Consider the following 17,892-nt stretch of genomic DNA (forward strand, 5'->3'; position numbering starts at 1 on the left):
AATGTTGATTTTAGCTGTTTTGCAGGTAGTTGCTTGCCGTGCTTGCTACATGTCTTGGGGCAATAGAGCAGGTTTTGCGCGGCGGGTTGGGTAGAATCGGGGTTTGTCCTCAGAGTTAAGGAAGGCTAATGGCTCAGCCCTACAGTGCGCGCAGCCGCGCTATCGAACCTTTCCATGTCATGGCGTTGCTGGCGCGGGCCAATGAATTGCAGGCCGCCGGTCACGACGTGATTCACCTGGAAATCGGCGAGCCGGACTTCACCACCGCCGAACCCATCATCAAGGCCGGGCAGGCGGCGCTGGCCAATGGCAAGACCCGCTATACCGCGGCCCGCGGGCTACCGGAGTTGCGGCAAGCCATCAGCGGTTTCTACCAGCAGCGCTACGGGTTGAGCATCGATCCCGAGCGAATTCTGATTACACCCGGCGGCTCGGGAGCCTTGTTGCTGGCGAGCAGCCTGCTGGTGGACCCCGGCAAGCACTGGCTGCTGGCAGACCCAGGCTACCCCTGCAACCGCCACTTCCTGCGGCTGGTGGAGGGCGCGGCCCAACTGGTCCCGGTCGGCCCCGAGGTGCGTTATCAACTGACCGCCGACCTGGTGGCGCGCCATTGGAATCAGGACAGCGTGGGCGCGTTGGTCGCGTCGCCTGCCAACCCTACTGGCACCATCCTGACGCGGGACGAGTTGGCGGGGTTGTCGAGCGCCATCAAGGCGCGCAATGGGCATTTGGTGGTGGATGAGATCTACCACGGCCTGACCTATGGCACCGATGCCGCCAGCGTGCTGGAAGTCGACGATGAAGCCTTCGTTCTAAATAGTTTTTCGAAGTATTTCGGAATGACCGGCTGGCGCCTGGGCTGGCTGGTGGCGCCGCCTGCTGCGGTGGGTGAACTGGAGAAGCTGGCGCAGAATCTCTACATCAGCGCGCCGAGCATGGCCCAGCATGCGGCCCTGGCCTGCTTTACCCCGCAAACATTGAACATTCTTGAAGACCGCCGGGCCGAGTTTGGCCGGCGTCGCGACTTCCTGCTGCCAGCCCTGCGCGAGTTGGGTTTCGGTATTGCCGTGGAGCCGGAAGGCGCGTTCTACCTGTATGCCGATATCAGCGCATTTGGCGGCGATGCCTTCGCGTTCTGCCGGCACTTCCTCGAAACCGAGCACGTTGCGTTCACGCCGGGCCTGGATTTCGGCCGTTATCAAGCCGGTCACCATGTGCGTTTTGCCTACACGCAAAACCTTGATCGCCTACAGCAAGCCGTTGAACGGATTGCCCGCGGCCTGCGGAGTTGGCAAGGCTGATGCGCTTTAATCCTCCCCTTGAAGAAGGCCGGCTGATCCGCCGCTACAAGCGTTTTCTCGCCGATATCGAAACCGTTACCGGCGAGTTGTTGACCATTCACTGCCCGAACACCGGCTCGATGTTCAACTGCATGGTGGAAGGTGGCCAGGTCTGGTTCAGCCGCTCCAATGACCCCAAGCGCAAGCTGCCAGGCACCTGGGAAATCAGCGAAACCCCACAAGGGCGCCTGGCGTGTGTGAACACGGCGCGGGCCAATCAGTTGGTTGAAGAAGCGCTGCGCGCGGGGGTTATCACCGAGCTCAATGGCTTTACTGCCTTGAAACGCGAAGTCGCCTACGGCCAGGAAAACAGCAGGATCGATTTCCGCCTGGACTACCCGGCGGGCGCGGCGTATGTCGAAGTCAAAAGCGTCACCCTCGGGTTTGACGGGACCTCGACGGCGGCGTTTCCCGATGCCGTGACCCAGCGCGGTGCCAAGCATCTGCGTGAGCTGGCGCATCTGGCGCGTGAGGGTGTACGGGCAGTGCAGTTGTACTGCGTCAACCTCTCGGGGATCGATGCGGTGCGTCCTGCCGAAGAAATTGATGCCGGTTACGCGGCAGCGTTGCGTGAGGCCAAGGCGGCGGGCGTCGAGGTGCTGGCCTATGGCGTGCGAGTGACGTCAGAGGAAATCTGCATCGACCGTCGCCTGGAAGTAATGCTCGGCGATTAGAGTTGCACCCACAGGCCTTGTTCATCCTCGCGTCCGGGCAGGGCTGTCAGGCTCTGGCCGGCGCAAGGGCCGGCGACGCACTCACCGCTTTCGATCAGGAACAGCGCGCCATGGGTGGCGCACTGGATCAGGCTGGCGCTGGGGTCGAGAAACTGGTGCGGCTGCCATTCCAGCGGCACCCCGCGATGCGGGCAGCGGTTGATATAGAAGTAGGCAATGCCTTCGCGGCGCACGGCAAACAGCTTGCGGCCGTCGATATCGAAACCGAGGCTGGCGTTGGGTGTGAGTTCGCTGGAGGCGCAGAGAAACTTCATATCGATCCTTAAGTGCCGCCGTTTGCGGGCTACAAGGCTATCCTGGTTTTTGCCGCAGAGCCCGGTGCTTGACGTGCAAATGCAAACAATTATCAAATGCCGGCTTCGCCCGTAAGCTGACTGGGCGCTCTGTACGATGTCCGGCAGCCTTGATCTGTCACATTGCGAGTGTTTCAGCGGGCTCACCCCTTGGAAGGAAACCCTTTTATGCGCCTGAGTGCCAGTGCTATCGCGCTCGTTGTCGGACTGCTGGTCAACGCTGGGGCCCAGGCCTCTGAACTGCCACAACGCTGGGTCAGCGCCGGTGGTGCGTTGTCGGAATGGGTGACGGCCCTGGGCGGTGAGTCAAAGCTGGTGGGCGTGGATACCACCAGCCAGCATCCGGAATCCCTCAAGGCGTTGCCGAGCATTGGTTACCAGCGTCAGTTGTCGGCGGAAGGCATTCTGAGCCTGCGCCCGCAAATCCTGGTGGGCACCGAGGAAATGGGGCCGCCACCGGTGTTGGCGCAAATCCGCAATGCCGGTGTGAAAGTGGAGCTGTTTTCAGCCGAGCCGGATCTGCCGACGCTGCAGGGCAACCTTCAGCATTTGGGCAAGCTGCTGGGTAACGAAGCGAAGGCTGCAGAACTGTTCAGTGACTATCAGCAACAACTTGACCAACAAAAGAACTGGGTGGCCAAGGCCCAGGCCACTCAAAAGGCGCCTGGAGTGCTGTTGCTGCTGGGACATGCCGGCGGCAAACCGCTGATTGCGGGCAAAGACACGGCGGCTGACTGGATGTTGCAGCAGGCCGGCGGCCACAACCTGGCGACCCACGATGGTTACAAGCCGTTTTCCGTAGAGTCGCTGGCGGGGCTCAATCCTGAGGTGCTGGTGTTTGCCGATCGCGCTTTGACCGGGGATGCGGCCCGCGCCGCGTTGTTCAAGGAAAACCCGATCCTGGCTTCGACGCCAGCGGCCAAGAATGGACGCGTCTATGAACTGGACCCGACGCTGCTGGTGGGTGGGCTTGGGCCACGCTTGCCGCAAAGCCTGGTGAAGCTGTCTGCCGGGTTCTATCCGTCTCAGGCTAATACCGCCCCATGACCACTCTGGTTAAACCGCGAACCCTGTTTATCGGCTTGAGTCTGCTGTGTGTACTGGCGATCTGGTTGTCATTGGCCCTGGGGCCGGTGAGTCTGCCGTTAATGGACACACTGCGGGCAGCCTTACGCTTGATGGGTGTGCCAATCGAGGCCCAAGGCCTGGAGCAGGCGGAGCTGATCCTCGGGCAGATTCGCCTGCCGCGTACGTTGCTGGGATTGGCCGTCGGTGGGGTTCTGGCGCTTTCCGGCGTTGCAATGCAGGGGCTGTTTCGCAACCCCTTGGCTGATCCCGGGTTGGTCGGGGTTTCCAGCGGTGCGGCGTTGGGCGCGGCGATTGCGATTGTCGGTGGTTCGTTTTTTGGCGGTTTGCCGGATGCGCTCGGGCCTTATCTGCTGTCGTTGTGTGCCTTCCTCGGCGGTTTGGGGGTAACAGCGCTGGTCTATCGCCTGGGGCGGCGCAACGGTCAAACCAACGTCGCGACCATGTTGCTGGCGGGTATCGCCCTGACGGCGCTCGCCAGTTCGGCGGTGGGCCTGTTCACCTACCTGGCAGATGACGCTACCTTGCGCACCCTGACGTTCTGGAACCTGGGCAGCCTGAATGGCGCCAGCTACTCGCGCTTATGGCCGCTGCTGCTGGTCAGCGCCGGCGTAGCACTGTGGCTGCCACGCCGGGCCAAGGCGCTGAATGCACTCCTGCTGGGTGAGTCGGAAGCCAGTCACTTGGGCATTGATGTTGAAGGCCTCAAGCGCGAACTGGTGTTCTGCACCGCGCTGGGCGTGGGCGCGGCCGTGGCGGCTGCGGGGATGATCGGCTTTGTCGGGCTGGTGGTGCCGCATCTGGTACGCCTGCTGGCGGGGCCGGATCATCGGGTGCTGCTGCCAGCCTCGGTGCTGGCGGGGGCGAGTTTGCTGTTGTTTGCCGATCTGGTGGCGCGCCTGGCCTTGGCGCCGGCGGAATTACCGATCGGCATTGTGACCGCGTTTATCGGTGCACCGTTTTTCCTCTACCTGTTGTTACGAGGGCGCGCCTGATGCTGCGAGTAGAAGACCTGCAGATCCGCCGTGGGCGCAAAACTGTGCTGGCGGACATCACCCTGGACCTGCTGCCAGGAGAAGTGCTCGGCGTATTGGGCCCCAACGGCGCGGGAAAAAGTACATTGCTCGGTGCGTTATGCGGCGAGTTGCAGCCCGACCAAGGCCGTGTGTGGCTGGATCAGCGTGAGTTGAAGGACTGGGGCGGAGCGCAGCGTGCCCAGCGGCTGGCGGTGTTGCCGCAGACCTCGACCCTGGACTTTGCCTTTCGCGTCGAAGAGGTGGTGGGCATGGGGCGCTTGCCTCATCAGACGGGCCGGGTGCGTGACGATGAAATCATCAATGCTGCCTTGCAGGCTGCCGACGTTAGCCATTTGAGCGGGCGCAGCTATCTGGCGTTGTCGGGCGGCGAGCGGCAGCGTGTGCACCTCGCACGGGTGCTGGCGCAGCTATGGCCGGGTGAAGCGGGGCAGACCTTGTTGCTGGATGAGCCGACATCAATGCTTGACCCGCTGCACCAGCACACCACCTTGCAGGCGATCCGGCGCTTTGCCGACCGTGGCGCGGCGGTGCTGGTGATCCTTCACGACCTGAACCTGGCGGCGCGCTACTGTGATCGCATCCTGTTACTGGAGGATGGCCGGCCCCATGCGTTGGACACACCGGCACAGGTGTTGCGGCCTGAGCCGCTGAGGGCGGTATTCGGGCTGGATGTGTTGGTGCAGCCGCATCCGGAGCTCGGCCATCCGTTGATCATTGCCCGCTGAAAATCGCCGCAGTTTTTTATGGGCAAAAAAAGACCCGGCAAGAGCCGGGTCAAATAACCGTGATTAGCCTGATGAGGAGATAATCTGAGAGTCCGAACCAATGGTCTTTCAGTTATCGGCTGATCTCGCGACCAGTTGTGATAATCATAACGATTCTCATTTGAGAGTCAACATTTGTTTTTGCGGCCTCTGCGAATTTCCTCAAACTTCTGTTTGGAATCCCCGTAAACGCGGGTGCAAGTTGGCGTCTCAATTCTTTTGGCGTGCGGTCAGAGCGTCCAATTGACGATTTAAAGCTTCCTTGCGTTCAACGGGAATGTCATTCCAGTGCACATCCATCAGCGCGCCTTCAATGGCATACAACAACACTTTGGATGCCCTGAAACCGCGGGTGCGTACGGCACGGTACGCGTCGACTGCCCCCAGGCGGCGTAGGTCGGACGCACTGTGGATGCCCACCGCATGCAGCCATTGCGCCGACGTCTTGCCAAGGTTTTTCAGGTGTTGCAGCTCATCATTCATCAAGCCTCCTTGCGACGGCCGAATGGTTCGGTGGGTATCGTGACCAGGCAAGCCTGAAAGGAGTGTAGCGCTCAGTAGGAAAAGCGTAGTTCTTTGGTCGGCAACGACCTAAAAGCTTCTAAGGCAGGCGGGGGTTTTAGCGTAGGAAAGGGTGACGCCCCCGGTACGCCCTGTGCGTAGCCGGGAGCCGATGTAGCGGTTTAGCGAGTGCGGTAGCGCAGGCGTGTGCCGAAATTGACGGACATCAGGATCTCATCGGCGCTTAACTCAGGGGGGAAATAAGTGCCGGAGATCTGGGCATGCGCCAGGCTCGCGCCTTCCAGGGGGCAGTCGCGCAAATCCAGGCCGCGCAAGTCGGCGGAGCGGAAATAAGCGTCGGTGAAATCCACGCCCTCGGCATTCAGGTCGCGCAGGTCCAGGCCGCGAAAGTCGCCACCGCGCATATCGATGGTGCCGTCTTTCGGACGCTCCTGGTTGAAGCCGCGGATATCATCTTTATGCAGAAGCGCGTACAGCGGGGTATCAAGTAGCTTCGGCTGGCTCACAATGGCGACTCCCGTGTTGGAATTATGGCGCCATTATAGTGCCACTATTTCTCGGCCGTGAGCCCCGGAAGGCTGCACGACCAAGAAATATTTCTTACAGCCCCGGCAGACGCTGGCGAATATGTGCCACCAATGCGTCCAGGGTCCCGCTTTCATTGGTCTCCACGCGCTTGCTGAGCAGCAACTCCTCGGCGCTGAGCGGGTCACGGGTGGCCTGCTGTTCTTCGATGATGGCCAGGGTGGCGTCGGAAGGGTCGTTCTTGTCCGCCTGACGTTGTGCCAGCCAAGCGGCGATTACCGCCTGTGGCGCATTGCAGTCAAGGATCAGGAATGGCGCGCCGGTGGCCTCGGCGATCTTGGCCGCCGCGTCGCGTTGTTCTCGCTTGAGGAAGGTCGCGTCCAATACCACCGGGAAACCGGCGCGCAGTACGGTGTCGGCGATTTCGTTCAGGCGCGCGTAGGTCGCGGCGCTGGCGTCTGCGGCGTAGATCCCGGCCTGCGGCGTGTTCTCGACCTTCTGCTCGCCGAACAGGCGCTTGCGCTCTACGTCCGAACGCAGGCGAATCGCCCCCAATGCTTCTACGAGGCGCATGGAAACATGGCTTTTGCCAACGGCCGATACGCCATGGGTGATGGCCAGGAAGCGCGATGGAATGGTGCTGTAGCTTTCTGCCAGGTTGGCGTAGTTGCGGTACTGGCGCAGGGTGGTAGCGCGCTGCACCGCGTCCGCCTCGGAAGGCATGCTGAACAGCGCGATCTTCGCGCGTACCAGGGCGCGGTAGGCTTTATAGAAGTTCAGTACTTCCAGGCCTTGATAGTCGCCGGTCAGCTCCAGGTACTGGCTGATGAAGCGTCGTGCCAGGCTCTTGAGGCCGCGGTCTTCCAGGTCCATCGCCAAAAAGCCGGTGTCGGCATACACGTCGGTGAAGCGGAACGGCTCGTTAAACTCGATGCAGTCGAAGATCACCACGTGGCCATCAATCATCGTGGCGTTGCCCAGGTGGATATCACCGTGGCATTCGCGGGTGAAGCCGTTGAGCTTGCGTTGTTCGAACAGTGGCTTGAGGCGCTCGAAACTGCTTTCAGCCCAGGCCTGCAAGGCGTCCAGTTGTGCCAGGTCGGCCTTGTCGCTGAGGAACGGACGGATCTGCTCGAAGTTCTGCAGCACCGGTGCCATGACATCGTGCGGCGTGCCAGCAGAGTTAGTGGCCGGGACTTTCGGGGCATTCAGGTGAAAATGCGCGATCTGCCTGGCCATTTCGTCGATGTGCGCGCTGGTCAGTTCGCCGTTGGCCTGCAGAGTGCTGAGCAGTTGGCTTTGCGGGAACTGGCGCATTTTCAGCATGTAGTCGACCACCGGACCGTCGCCGCCCAGCTGCGGTGCCTCGGCGCTACCGGTGATCGGCAACACTTCAAGATACAAATCATCGGTCAGGCGCTGGTTGAGGCGCAGCTCTTCATTGCAGAAGTGTCCGCGGGCTTGCAGGGTGGTGAAATCGAGGAAACCGAAATTCACCGGCTTCTTCATCTTGTAAGCATAGGGCCCAGTGAGCAGGACCCAGGAAATATGGGTCTCGATGACTTGGAACTGATCCACCGGATGGGGAAACAGGGCCGGGTTTTGCAGGGCAGCAATCAGGGACTGGCTCACGGGCGATCCTTCAGAGTCTGGGAAAATTCATGGCGGGCATTATGGCTCCTACAGGCGGTCGTGCAAACCGCTGTCCGGCTCATGTTGGTCATCAATAAAGTGCGTATAATCCGCCGCCATGACTCGTACCCGATCTCCCCGTTCCCGTAAAAAACCTCCTTCCCGCGGCCTGCGCCCTTGGCTGGGCTGGGCGCTTAAGCTCAGCCTGGTAGGGCTTGTCGTGATCGCCGGCTTCGCGGTTTACCTCGATGCCGTGGTCCAGGAGAAGTTCTCCGGCAAGCGCTGGACCATTCCGGCCAAGGTCTACGCGCGCCCGCTGGAACTGTTCAGCGGCCAGAAGCTGAGCAAGGATGACTTCCTCACCGAGCTCGATGCCCTGGGCTATCGCCGCGAACCCGTGAGCAATGGCCCCGGCGCCGCTGCCGTCAGCGGCAACACGGTTGACCTGAACACCCGCGGCTTCCAGTTCTATGAAGGCCTGGAAAAACCCCAGCCGGTGCGCGTGCGTTTCTCTGGCGACTACGTAGCCGAACTGTCCTCGCTCAACGGCTCGAAGTTGCCGGTGGTGCGCCTGGAACCCTTAATGATCGGTGGGATTTATCCGAAAAACCTGGAAGACCGCATCCTGATCAAGATCGATCAGGTGCCGCCTTACCTGCTGGATACTCTGATCGCCGTCGAAGACCGGGATTTCTACAGCCACTGGGGCGTATCACCGAAGTCCATCGCGCGCGCCATCTGGGTCAACACCTCGGGCGGCAAGATGACCCAGGGCGGCAGTACGCTGACACAGCAATTGGTCAAGAACTTCTACCTGACCAACGAGCGCAGTCTGACCCGCAAGCTGACCGAAGCCATGATGGCGATGCTGCTGGAGCTGCACTACAGCAAGCAGGAAATTCTTGAGGCGTACCTCAATGAAGTATTCGTTGGCCAGGACGGTCAGCGTGCCGTCCACGGTTTTGGTCTGGCCAGCCAGTTCTTCTTCGGCCAGCCGTTGTCCGAGCTGAAGTTGCACCAGGTGGCGCTGCTGGTGGGCATGGTCAAGGGGCCGTCCTACTACAACCCGCGTCGCAACCCGGAGCGGGCGCTGGAGCGCCGTAACCTGGTGCTGGATGTACTTGAGCAGCAAGGTGTCGCCACCCCTGAACAAGTGGCCGCCGCGAAGAAAATGCCACTGGGTGTAACCACCCGCGGCAAGCTCGCCGACAGCTCCTTCCCGGGCTTTATCGACCTGGTCAAACGCCAACTGCGTGAAGACTACCGCGACGAAGACTTGACCGAAGAAGGCCTGCGGATCTTCACCAGTTTCGACCCGATCCTGCAGATGAAGGCCGAAGCGTCGGTCAATGACACCTTCAAACGCCTGACAGGTCGTAAAGGCTCTGACGACGTCGAGGCTGCGATGGTGGTGACCAACCCGGAAACCGGCGAAGTCCAGGCCATGATCGGCAGTCGCCAGGCCAGCTTTGCCGGGTTCAACCGGGCGCTGGACGCGGTGCGGCCGATTGGCTCGCTGGTCAAGCCGGCGGTGTACCTGACCGCGCTGGAAAAACCGAGCAAGTACACGCTGACCAGTTGGCTGTCCGATGACCCGCTGTCGGTCAAAGGGGCTGATGGCCAGATGTGGACGCCGCATAACTTTGATCGTCGCTCCCACGGTACGATTTTCCTATACCAGGGCTTGGCGCATTCCTACAACATCTCGACTTCCCGCCTCGGCCTTGAGCTGGGCGTGCCGAACGTGCTCAAGACGCTCGGCCGGTTGGGCATCACTCGGGAGTTCCCGGCGTTCCCATCGATGCTGTTGGGTGCGGGTGCGATGAGCCCGATGGAAGTGGCGACCATGTACCAGACCCTGGCCAACGGTGGTTTCAATACGCCGATGCGTGGGATCCGGAGCGTGTTGACGGCCGAAGGCGAACCGCTCAAGCGTTATCCGTTCCAGATTCAGCAACGCTTTGACCCGGCCTCGATCTATCTGATCCAGAACGCCATGCAGCGCGTGATGCGCGAAGGTACCGGACGCTCGGCCTACAACGTGCTGCCGGCCAACCTGACACTGGCCGGCAAGAGCGGTACCAGTAACGATTCGCGGGACAGCTGGTTCGCAGGGTTCAGCCAGGACCTGCTGGCAGTGGTTTGGCTGGGGCGTGATGACAACGGCAAGACGCCGTTTACCGGTGCCACCGGCGCGTTGCAGGTATGGACCAGTTTCATGAAAAAAGCCGATCCACTGCCGCTGAACATGCCGCAGCCGGACAATATCGTCCAGGCCTGGATCGATCCGCACACCGGCCAGGGTTCCGATGCCAACTGTCCGGGCGCGGTGCAGATGCCGTATATTCGCGGCAGCGAGCCACCACCCGGTGCAGCGTGCGGAGCCAGTGCGCCCGCCAGTGCTGAATCGGTGATGGATTGGGTCAAGGGCTGGATGAATTAAGCAAAGAGGGTTTCACGTGAACAAGTTGTTGATTCCAGCTATTACAGTTTTGGCATTGCTCGGTGGTTGCGCCAGCGTGGAGCGGGGCTCTATTCCGGTGGTGGACTCCAGTACAACGGTGTCCAACAACGACCGGATCTCGGCCAACGGCGGCTTCCGCCAAACCGTTACCAACCGCCCTGCCCAGGCCCGGCCCCAGGCGCAAGCCGTGCCTCAGGACTCTGGTGTAGTGGTGATGATCCCGGGTGGCGGTGCTGCCACCTCGGCTCCGATCAGTACTCAGCCGTGGACCCCAGGCCCAAGTACATCGGGCCCGATCGACGCCACGCCGATTCAAACGGCACCGATCAACCAGGGCACCTACAACATGCCGTCGACGCCGAGTGGAATTCCTTCCGCCAGCAGTGCCGGCGGTCTGTCAGCCGATGAGCAGTTGGATGGCCCGGTGCTGGCGTTGCTCACCACTGCCCAACAGCAGCAGTCGGGTGGCGATTTGAACGGCGCATCGTCGAGCCTCGAGCGCGCCCAGCGCGTGGCACCGCGTGAACCGCAAGTGCTATACCGCCTGGCTCAGGTTCGCATGGCCCAGGGCGATGCCCCGCAAGCTGAACAATTTGCCCGCCGCGGCCTGACCCTGGCCAATGGCCGTCCAGACCTGCAGGCCAGCCTGTGGAGCTTGATCGGTGATGCCCGCGAGAAGCAAGGCGATGCTGCCGGCGCCGCCCAGGCTCGGCAAAAAGCCAAGGTAAGCCTCTGATGGATGCACGCTTTCCGGCGATTGCCGAACAGTTGTTGTTGATCGAGCGCGAACTGCGCTTGCAGGGCTGGTGGGACGAAGTGTCCCCCAGTGCTGAAGCCTTGAGCAGTGTTGAGCCGTTTTCCGTCGACAAACTGGACTTTCACCAGTGGCTGCAATGGATTTTCCTGACACGGATGAAGCAAATCCTCGAACAGGACCTGCCATTGCCCAATGCGTCGGGGATTCTGGAGATGGCCGAGATGGTTTACGCCGATCGGCCACTTGAGAGCCTTGGCCTGCGGACTGCGCTGAAAAAGTTCGATCAACTGATCGTCGACGCTCGTTAATTGCCTGGCTGCCGGTTTTTCCGGCAGTCTTGCGCATATTTCTACCGCTTTGCGCCATTCAGGCGAGTTTTATCCCTCCTCAAGCCCCTTTCTTCTACGTTCTCATGCGCTTAGTTGGAAAAAAGCGCAATTATTGCTTGACTTGGAGGGGCTGAAACAGAAGAATCCAAAGTCCGCTGTAGAGGGACTGCCAGAAGCAGACCCACTCAGCAGATCATGAGGCGCACACCCGCGCCGACCTGTTACACCCGCAACGCGTTACCTCGCGCTGGGTGGGAAAATCCCGCAACACTTGGGACGCTCCCAATACTTGCTCAGTCAGTGCTGACGTAGTCGGCGACCACCGTCGCTCATGCTCTGCTGAGAAGTAAACCTATTAAGACCCGTCGGTTTTTAACGGACGGTATTCTGGCGTTTTAGAGGTGAACAACGTGGAGCTTTTATCTGGCGGTGAGATGCTCGTCCGCTTTTTGCGTGACGAAGGCGTCGACTATATCTACGGGTACCCAGGTGGTGCTCTGCTGCATGTCTACGACGCACTGTTCAAGGAACCGGCTGTTACCCACATCCTGGTTCGCCACGAACAAGCTGCTACCCATATGGCTGACGGTTACGCCCGTGCCACCGGTAAAGCCGGTGTGGTACTGGTGACTTCCGGCCCTGGCGCGACCAATGCCATTACCGGCATCGCGACGGCCTATATGGACTCCATCCCGATGGTGATCATTTCTGGCCAGGTGGCGAGCACCATGGTCGGTACCGATGCATTCCAGGAAACCGACATGATCGGTATTTCCCGGCCGATCGTGAAACACAGCTTCATGATCAAGCATGCCTCGGAAATCCCGGAAGTCATGAAGAAGGCGTTCTACCTCGCACAGTCCGGTCGCCCGGGTCCTGTAGTGGTCGATATCCCGAAAGACATGACCAACCCGGCGGAAAAATTCGAATACATCTTCCCGAAGAAAGCCAAGCTGCGTTCCTACAGCCCGGCCGTTCGCGGGCACTCGGGGCAAATCCGCAAGGCGGCAGAGATGCTGTTGGCGGCCAAGCGTCCAGTGCTCTACTCGGGTGGTGGGGTGATTCTGGGCGGCGGTTCTGCACCGCTGACCGAACTGGCCAAGCTGCTCAACCTGCCAGTCACCAACACCTTGATGGGCCTTGGCGCGTTCCCGGGTTCGGACCGTCAGTTCGTCGGCATGCTCGGCATGCACGGCAGCTACACCGCCAACCTGGCCATGCACCATGCTGACGTGATCCTCGCCGTCGGTGCGCGGTTCGATGACCGGGTGATCAATGGCGCGAGCAAGTTCTGCCCGAATGCCAAGATCATCCACATCGATATCGACCCGGCATCCATCTCCAAGACCATCAAGGCCGACGTGCCTATCGTAGGTCCTGTGGAAAGCGTGCTGACCGAAATGGTCGCTGCGCTGAAGGAAATCGGCGAAGCCCCGAACAAGGATTCCGTTGCCAGCTGGTGGAAGCAGATCGACGAGTGGCGCGGTGATCGCGGCCTGTTCCCTTACGACAAGGGTGATGGCAGCGTCATCAAGCCACAGACCGTGATCGAAACCCTGTGCGAAGTGACCAAAGGCGATGCCTTTGTGACCTCCGACGTGGGCCAGCACCAGATGTTCGCGGCGCAGTACTACAAGTTCGACAAGCCTAACCGCTGGATCAACTCCGGTGGCCTGGGCACGATGGGCTTTGGTTTCCCTGCGGCCATGGGTGTGAAGCTGAGCTTTCCGGATACTGACGTTGCGTGCGTCACCGGCGAAGGCAGTATCCAGATGAACATCCAGGAACTGTCGACCTGCCTGCAATATGGCTTGCCGGTGAAGATCGTCTGCCTGAACAACGGTGTACTGGGCATGGTTCGCCAGTGGCAGGACATGAGCTACGGCAGCCGTCACTCCCATTCCTACATGGAGTCTCTGCCTGACTTCGTCAAATTGGTTGAAGCCTATGGCCATGTCGGCATGCGCATCACCGATCTGAAGGATTTGAAGCCGATGATGGAAGAGGCGTTCGCCATGAAGGACCGCCTGGTGTTCCTCGATATTCAGGTCGACACCAGCGAGCACGTCTACCCGATGCAGATCAAAGACGGCTCCATGCGCGATATGTGGCTGAACAAGACGGAGCGTACCTAATCATGCGGCACATTATCTCCCTGCTTCTGGAGAACGAACCGGGCGCTCTGTCACGTGTGGTCGGACTGTTTTCGCAACGCAACTACAACATCGAAAGCCTGACGGTGGCGCCGACCGAAGACCCGACCTTGTCGCGTCTGACGCTGACCACCGTTGGCCATGATGAGGTGATCGAGCAGATCACCAAGAACCTCAACAAGCTGATCGAAGTGGTCAAGCTGGTCGACTTGTCGGAGAGTGCCCACATCGAGCGTGAGCTGATGCTGGTCAAGGTCAAGGCTACGGGTGCACAACGGGCCGAGATCAAGCGCACTACCGACATTTATCGCGGGCAGATCGTCGATGTGAGCGCCAGCGTTTATACCGTTCAACTGACCGGTACAAGCGACAAGCTGGACAGCTTCATCCAGTCGATCGGGACGGCCTCGATTCTGGAAACTGTACGCAGTGGCGTCACCGGGATTGCTCGTGGCGACAAAGTACTCAGCATCTAACTCAAATTTAGCGAATGGCCTTAAACGGCCTGGATATATAGAGGAACCTCATGAAAGTTTATTACGATAAAGATTGTGACCTGTCGATCATCCAGGGCAAAAAAGTCGCCATCATCGGCTACGGTTCCCAGGGCCACGCCCAAGCGTGCAACCTGAAAGATTCCGGCGTTGACGTGACCGTTGGCCTGCGCAAAGGCTCGGCCACTGTTGCCAAGGCTGAAGCCCACGGCCTGAAAGTGACTGACGTTGCTTCTGCTGTTGCTGCTGCCGACCTGGTCATGATCCTGACCCCGGACGAGTTCCAGTCCGCGCTGTACAAGAACGAAATCGAGCCGAACATCAAGAAGGGCGCCACCCTGGCCTTCTCCCACGGCTTCGCGATCCACTACAACCAGGTTGTGCCGCGCGCCGACCTCGACGTGATCATGATCGCGCCGAAAGCACCGGGCCACACCGTGCGCTCCGAGTTCGTCAAAGGCGGCGGTATCCCTGACCTGATCGCGATCTACCAGGACGCCTCGGGCAACGCCAAGAACGTCGCACTGTCCTACGCTGCTGGCGTGGGTGGCGGTCGTACCGGCATCATCGAAACCACCTTCAAGGACGAGACTGAAACCGACCTGTTCGGCGAACAAGCCGTTCTGTGCGGCGGTACCGTTGAGCTGGTCAAAGCCGGTTTCGAAACCCTGGTTGAAGCTGGCTACGCGCCAGAAATGGCCTACTTCGAATGCCTGCACGAACTGAAGCTGATCGTTGACCTCATGTACGAAGGCGGTATCGCCAACATGAACTACTCGATCTCCAACAACGCCGAATACGGCGAGTACGTGACTGGCCCGGAAGTGATCAACGCCGAGTCCCGTCAGGCCATGCGCAACGCCCTGAAACGTATTCAGGACGGCGAATACGCCAAAATGTTCATCAGCGAAGGTGCAACCGGCTACCCTTCGATGACCGCCAAGCGTCGTAACAACGCCGCTCACGGTATCGAGATCATCGGCGAGCAACTGCGCTCCATGATGCCGTGGATCGGTGCCAACAAGATCGTCGACAAAGCCAAAAACTAAGTCGTACGTATCAAGGGAAAACGCGGCTTAGGCCGCGTTTTTTCGTTTGCGGGGCAGGTTCTGGTATAAAGCTGCATCGTTTGCGGGCGAACACTCGCCGCAAGTTTCTGTCGAAATTTTTCACACCGTTGCAAGGTAAAGTCCATGAGCGAACGTCCCGAAGAGCCAAACCAGGCCTCTGACGCCGAAAGCCTGCTACCGATCGATGAACATGTCGAAGAAGGGCACGATGCTGAAGGCCGTAAAGTCCGGCATCGTGGCATCTATCTTCTGCCCAATCTGTTCACCACTGCGAACCTGTTCGCGGGGTTCTACTCCATCATCAATTCCATGAGTGCCCAGAGTGCGTTGGCGGCCGGCGATGCGGCCGGGGCCAGCAAGTACTTTGGTTTTGCTGCGATTGCGATCTTCGTCGCCATGGTCCTTGATGGCCTGGATGGCCGGGTTGCGCGGATGACCAACACCCAGAGTGCCTTCGGCGCCGAGTATGACTCGCTGTCGGACATGGTTGCCTTTGGTGTGGCGCCGGCGCTGCTCGCATTTGCCTGGGCGCTGGGTGATATGGGCAAGGTTGGCTGGATGGTTGCCTTCATCTATGTGGCGGGCGCGGCATTGCGTCTGGCGCGCTTTAATACCCAGGTGGGGACTGCCGACAAGCGCTACTTCATTGGCCTGGCCAGTCCGGCTGCGGCGGGTGTGGTAGCCGGTATTGTCTGGGCATTCAGCGACTACGGTATCCAGGGTTCCAAGATGTCGTTCCTGGTGGCCTTGATGGTCGCGGCGGCCGGCATGCTGATGGTCAGCAACATCAAGTACAACAGCTTCAAGGAGCTGGATCTCAAAGGGCGCGTGCCGTTTGTGGCCATCCTGGCAGTGGTGCTGGTGTTTGCCGTGGTCTTCAGTGATCCGCCGCGAATCCTGCTGTTGGCTTTCCTCGTCTATGCCGCGTCTGGTCCGGTGCAGTACTTGCTGCATCTTCGTCAGCGCAAAACGTTGCCTTAATGTAATTTCCCCCATACTCCGCAGTCTATTGGTGCATCTGTCCTCCAAAGCTGCGGAGTTGCCATGTTAATCAAGTTTCCCAAAGCGTCTGATTGCCAAGAATCGGATGTCACGCCTGAATCCCTCTATTTCTCTCGCCGCAGCTTGCTCGGTGGTGCGCTTGCCGGCCTGGCTGCCAGCAGCCTGCCGCGTTGGGCCAGTGCGGATGATGCGGCACGTTATGCCGATGTCGAGCCGGGCAATGCACCTGGCTGGTTTGCCGAAAAGCTCCCGGGTACCAAATGGCAGGCGATTACCGTCAAGGACGAGGCCATCACCCCTTTCAAGGACGCAACCCACTACAACAACTTCTATGAGTTCGGTACGGACAAGGGCGACCCTGCAGCCAATGCCGGGTCTCTGAAGACTGAGCCGTGGAGTGTGGTGATAGATGGTGAGGTCGCCAAACCTGGGCGCTATGCGCTTGAAGACTTCATGAAGCCCTATCAGTTGGAAGAGCGAATCTATCGACTGCGCTGTGTAGAGGCCTGGTCGATGGTCATTCCGTGGATAGGGTTCCCTATATCGGAACTGCTCAAGCACGTCGAGCCGACCTCGAACGCCAAGTACATTCGTTTTGAAACCCTGCAGGACCCCAAGAGCATGCCGGGGCAGCGGTCCAACTTCGCCTTGATCGACTGGCCTTATGTAGAAGGGCTGCGATTGGATGAGGCGATGAATCCCCTGGCGATCCTTGCGGTGGGCATGTATGGGCGGGAGCTGCCGAACCAGAACGGCGCGCCGTTGCGGTTGGTGGTGCCGTGGAAGTACGGATTCAAGAGCGTCAAGTCGATCGTGCGCATCAGCCTGGTCAGCGAGCAGCCGAAAACCACCTGGCAAAGTATTGCCGCGAGTGAGTATGGGTTTTACGCAAATGTGAATCCTACCGTCGACCATCCGCGTTGGACCCAGGCGCGGGAGCGGCGGTTGCCCAGCGGGCTGTTCAGTCCCAATGTGCGTGAGACACAAATGTTCAACGGCTACGCCGATGAAGTCGCTTCTCTTTATACGGGCCTCGATCTGCGGAAGAACTATTGATGCGCTATCCGATCTGGCGCATCGGCGTCTTTATAGCAGCGGCGGTGTGGCCGCTGTTCTGGCTGTACGAGGCCTGGAGCTTTGCGCTGGGACCTGACCCGGGCAAGGTGCTGATGGATCGGCTCGGGCTTGGCACCTTGATTCTGTTGTTAATAACCCTGGGTATGACACCGTTGCAGAAGCTCAGTGGTTGGGCGGGGTGGATCGCCGTGCGACGGCAACTGGGATTGTGGTGCTTTGCCTATGTGGTTTTGCATCTCGCTGCTTACTGCGTGTTTATCCTTGGGTTGGATTGGTCGCAGTTGGGGGTTGAGCTACGGAAGCGGCCTTACATTATTGTGGGTACCTTGGGATTCCTTTCTCTATTGGTGCTGGCAGTCACCTCCAACCGATACAGTCAGCGTCGCCTTGGTGCGCGCTGGAAGAAACTGCATCGTTTGGTTTACGTGATTCTCGGGCTTGGTTTGCTGCATATGCTGTGGATCGTGCGGGCAGATCTCAAGGAGTGGGCTATCTATGCATCTATAGGGGCGCTGCTTCTGGTCCTGCGTATACCGTGCGGATTCCACGCTGACTCGGACACCCATTCCACGCGCATCCGGACAGTGATTCCACGCTGATCCGGACACTCATT

General features: G+C 59.8%; 18 protein-coding genes. 14 read left to right on the plus strand and 4 right to left on the minus strand.

Features of this window, described 5'->3' with window-relative positions:
• Positions 1-128 precede the first annotated feature (128 nt).
• Both AC3WKX_RS09800 and sfsA read left to right on the plus strand, forming a co-directional pair.
• The gene (locus AC3WKX_RS09800) at positions 129-1,301 is read left to right on the plus strand and encodes a pyridoxal phosphate-dependent aminotransferase (RefSeq protein ID WP_102604513.1); all 1,173 of its coding nucleotides are present in this window, start codon (positions 129-131) and stop codon (positions 1,299-1,301) included.
• The gene (gene sfsA / locus AC3WKX_RS09805) at positions 1,301-2,014 is read left to right on the plus strand and encodes a DNA/RNA nuclease SfsA (protein WP_102604514.1); all 714 of its coding nucleotides are present in this window, start codon (positions 1,301-1,303) and stop codon (positions 2,012-2,014) included. Before AC3WKX_RS09800 ends, sfsA begins: the two co-directional genes overlap by 1 nt.
• Here sfsA and AC3WKX_RS09810 read toward each other — a convergent pair.
• Complete coding sequence (locus AC3WKX_RS09810; RefSeq protein ID WP_102604515.1) at positions 2,011-2,328, minus strand: Rieske (2Fe-2S) protein; 318 nt, start codon at positions 2,326-2,328, stop codon at positions 2,011-2,013. The two genes, sfsA and AC3WKX_RS09810, sit on opposite strands and share 4 nt — an antisense overlap.
• Positions 2,329-2,535: 207 nt before the next feature.
• On the opposite strand from AC3WKX_RS09810, the gene AC3WKX_RS09815 reads away from it, so the two are divergent.
• From AC3WKX_RS09815 to AC3WKX_RS09825, 3 genes are read left to right on the plus strand one after another with little or no spacing between them, the layout of a single operon-like run.
• On the plus strand, positions 2,536-3,414 hold the full coding sequence (locus AC3WKX_RS09815) for a heme/hemin ABC transporter substrate-binding protein (protein ID WP_087693394.1): 879 nt from the start codon (positions 2,536-2,538) through the stop codon (positions 3,412-3,414).
• The gene (locus tag AC3WKX_RS09820) at positions 3,411-4,448 is read left to right on the plus strand and encodes a FecCD family ABC transporter permease (RefSeq protein ID WP_003212144.1); all 1,038 of its coding nucleotides are present in this window, start codon (positions 3,411-3,413) and stop codon (positions 4,446-4,448) included. Before AC3WKX_RS09815 ends, AC3WKX_RS09820 begins: the two co-directional genes overlap by 4 nt.
• The gene (locus tag AC3WKX_RS09825) at positions 4,448-5,215 is read left to right on the plus strand and encodes a heme ABC transporter ATP-binding protein (protein WP_102604516.1); all 768 of its coding nucleotides are present in this window, start codon (positions 4,448-4,450) and stop codon (positions 5,213-5,215) included. The genes AC3WKX_RS09820 and AC3WKX_RS09825 overlap by 1 nt, the downstream gene beginning before the upstream one ends.
• Positions 5,216-5,464: 249 nt before the next feature.
• Here AC3WKX_RS09825 and AC3WKX_RS09830 read toward each other — a convergent pair whose 3' ends face one another.
• The 3 genes from AC3WKX_RS09830 to AC3WKX_RS09840 all read right to left on the minus strand — a co-directional run bounded on the left by AC3WKX_RS09830 (position 5,465) and on the right by AC3WKX_RS09840 (position 7,933).
• Positions 5,465-5,737 carry a TfoX/Sxy family protein gene (locus tag AC3WKX_RS09830; protein WP_003212140.1) on the minus strand — a complete coding sequence of 91 codons (273 nt, stop codon included), beginning with the start codon at positions 5,735-5,737 and terminating at the stop codon, positions 5,465-5,467.
• A 200-nt stretch (positions 5,738-5,937) separates the two neighbouring features.
• Positions 5,938-6,282: a pentapeptide repeat-containing protein gene (locus tag AC3WKX_RS09835; RefSeq protein ID WP_008436884.1), complete on the minus strand. Its 345-nt coding sequence runs from the start codon at positions 6,280-6,282 to the stop codon at positions 5,938-5,940.
• Between the two features lie 94 nt (positions 6,283-6,376).
• Positions 6,377-7,933, minus strand: a complete 1,557-nt coding sequence (locus AC3WKX_RS09840) for a bifunctional aminoglycoside phosphotransferase/ATP-binding protein (protein ID WP_003212136.1) — start codon at positions 7,931-7,933, stop codon at positions 6,377-6,379.
• 118 nt (positions 7,934-8,051) lie between these two features.
• Between AC3WKX_RS09840 and mrcB the strand changes: the two genes are divergently transcribed.
• The 9 genes from mrcB (at position 8,052) to msrQ (ending at position 17,878) form a co-directional block, all read left to right on the plus strand.
• On the plus strand, positions 8,052-10,376 hold the full coding sequence (mrcB, locus tag AC3WKX_RS09845; RefSeq protein WP_102604517.1) for a penicillin-binding protein 1B: 2,325 nt from the start codon (positions 8,052-8,054) through the stop codon (positions 10,374-10,376).
• 16 nt (positions 10,377-10,392) lie between these two features.
• Positions 10,393-11,133 carry a tetratricopeptide repeat protein gene (locus AC3WKX_RS09850; protein ID WP_008436887.1) on the plus strand — a complete coding sequence of 247 codons (741 nt, stop codon included), beginning with the start codon at positions 10,393-10,395 and terminating at the stop codon, positions 11,131-11,133.
• Positions 11,133-11,462, plus strand: coding sequence for a YqcC family protein (locus AC3WKX_RS09855; protein ID WP_102604518.1), 330 nt, complete (start codon positions 11,133-11,135; stop codon positions 11,460-11,462). The genes AC3WKX_RS09850 and AC3WKX_RS09855 overlap by 1 nt, the downstream gene beginning before the upstream one ends.
• A gap of 431 nt (positions 11,463-11,893) precedes the next feature.
• Positions 11,894-13,618 (plus strand): acetolactate synthase 3 large subunit, encoded by a 1,725-nt coding sequence (locus tag AC3WKX_RS09860; protein WP_008436892.1) that lies wholly within the window; start codon positions 11,894-11,896, stop codon positions 13,616-13,618.
• 2 nt (positions 13,619-13,620) lie between these two features.
• Complete coding sequence (gene ilvN / locus AC3WKX_RS09865; RefSeq protein WP_003176102.1) at positions 13,621-14,112, plus strand: acetolactate synthase small subunit; 492 nt, start codon at positions 13,621-13,623, stop codon at positions 14,110-14,112.
• Positions 14,113-14,162: 50 nt separating this feature from the next.
• Entirely contained in the window at positions 14,163-15,179 is a 1,017-nt protein-coding gene (ilvC, locus tag AC3WKX_RS09870) for a ketol-acid reductoisomerase (protein WP_003212125.1), read from the plus strand.
• 144 nt (positions 15,180-15,323) lie between these two features.
• On the plus strand, positions 15,324-16,181 hold the full coding sequence (pssA, locus tag AC3WKX_RS09875; protein WP_003212123.1) for a CDP-diacylglycerol--serine O-phosphatidyltransferase: 858 nt from the start codon (positions 15,324-15,326) through the stop codon (positions 16,179-16,181).
• Between the two features lie 63 nt (positions 16,182-16,244).
• Positions 16,245-17,258, plus strand: coding sequence for a protein-methionine-sulfoxide reductase catalytic subunit MsrP (msrP, locus tag AC3WKX_RS09880; RefSeq protein ID WP_003212121.1), 1,014 nt, complete (start codon positions 16,245-16,247; stop codon positions 17,256-17,258).
• Entirely contained in the window at positions 17,258-17,878 is a 621-nt protein-coding gene (gene msrQ / locus AC3WKX_RS09885; RefSeq protein WP_256579726.1) for a protein-methionine-sulfoxide reductase heme-binding subunit MsrQ, read from the plus strand. The genes msrP and msrQ overlap by 1 nt, the downstream gene beginning before the upstream one ends.
• Positions 17,879-17,892 lie beyond the last annotated feature (14 nt).

Source organism: Pseudomonas sp. GP01-A4, assembly GCF_058780865.1.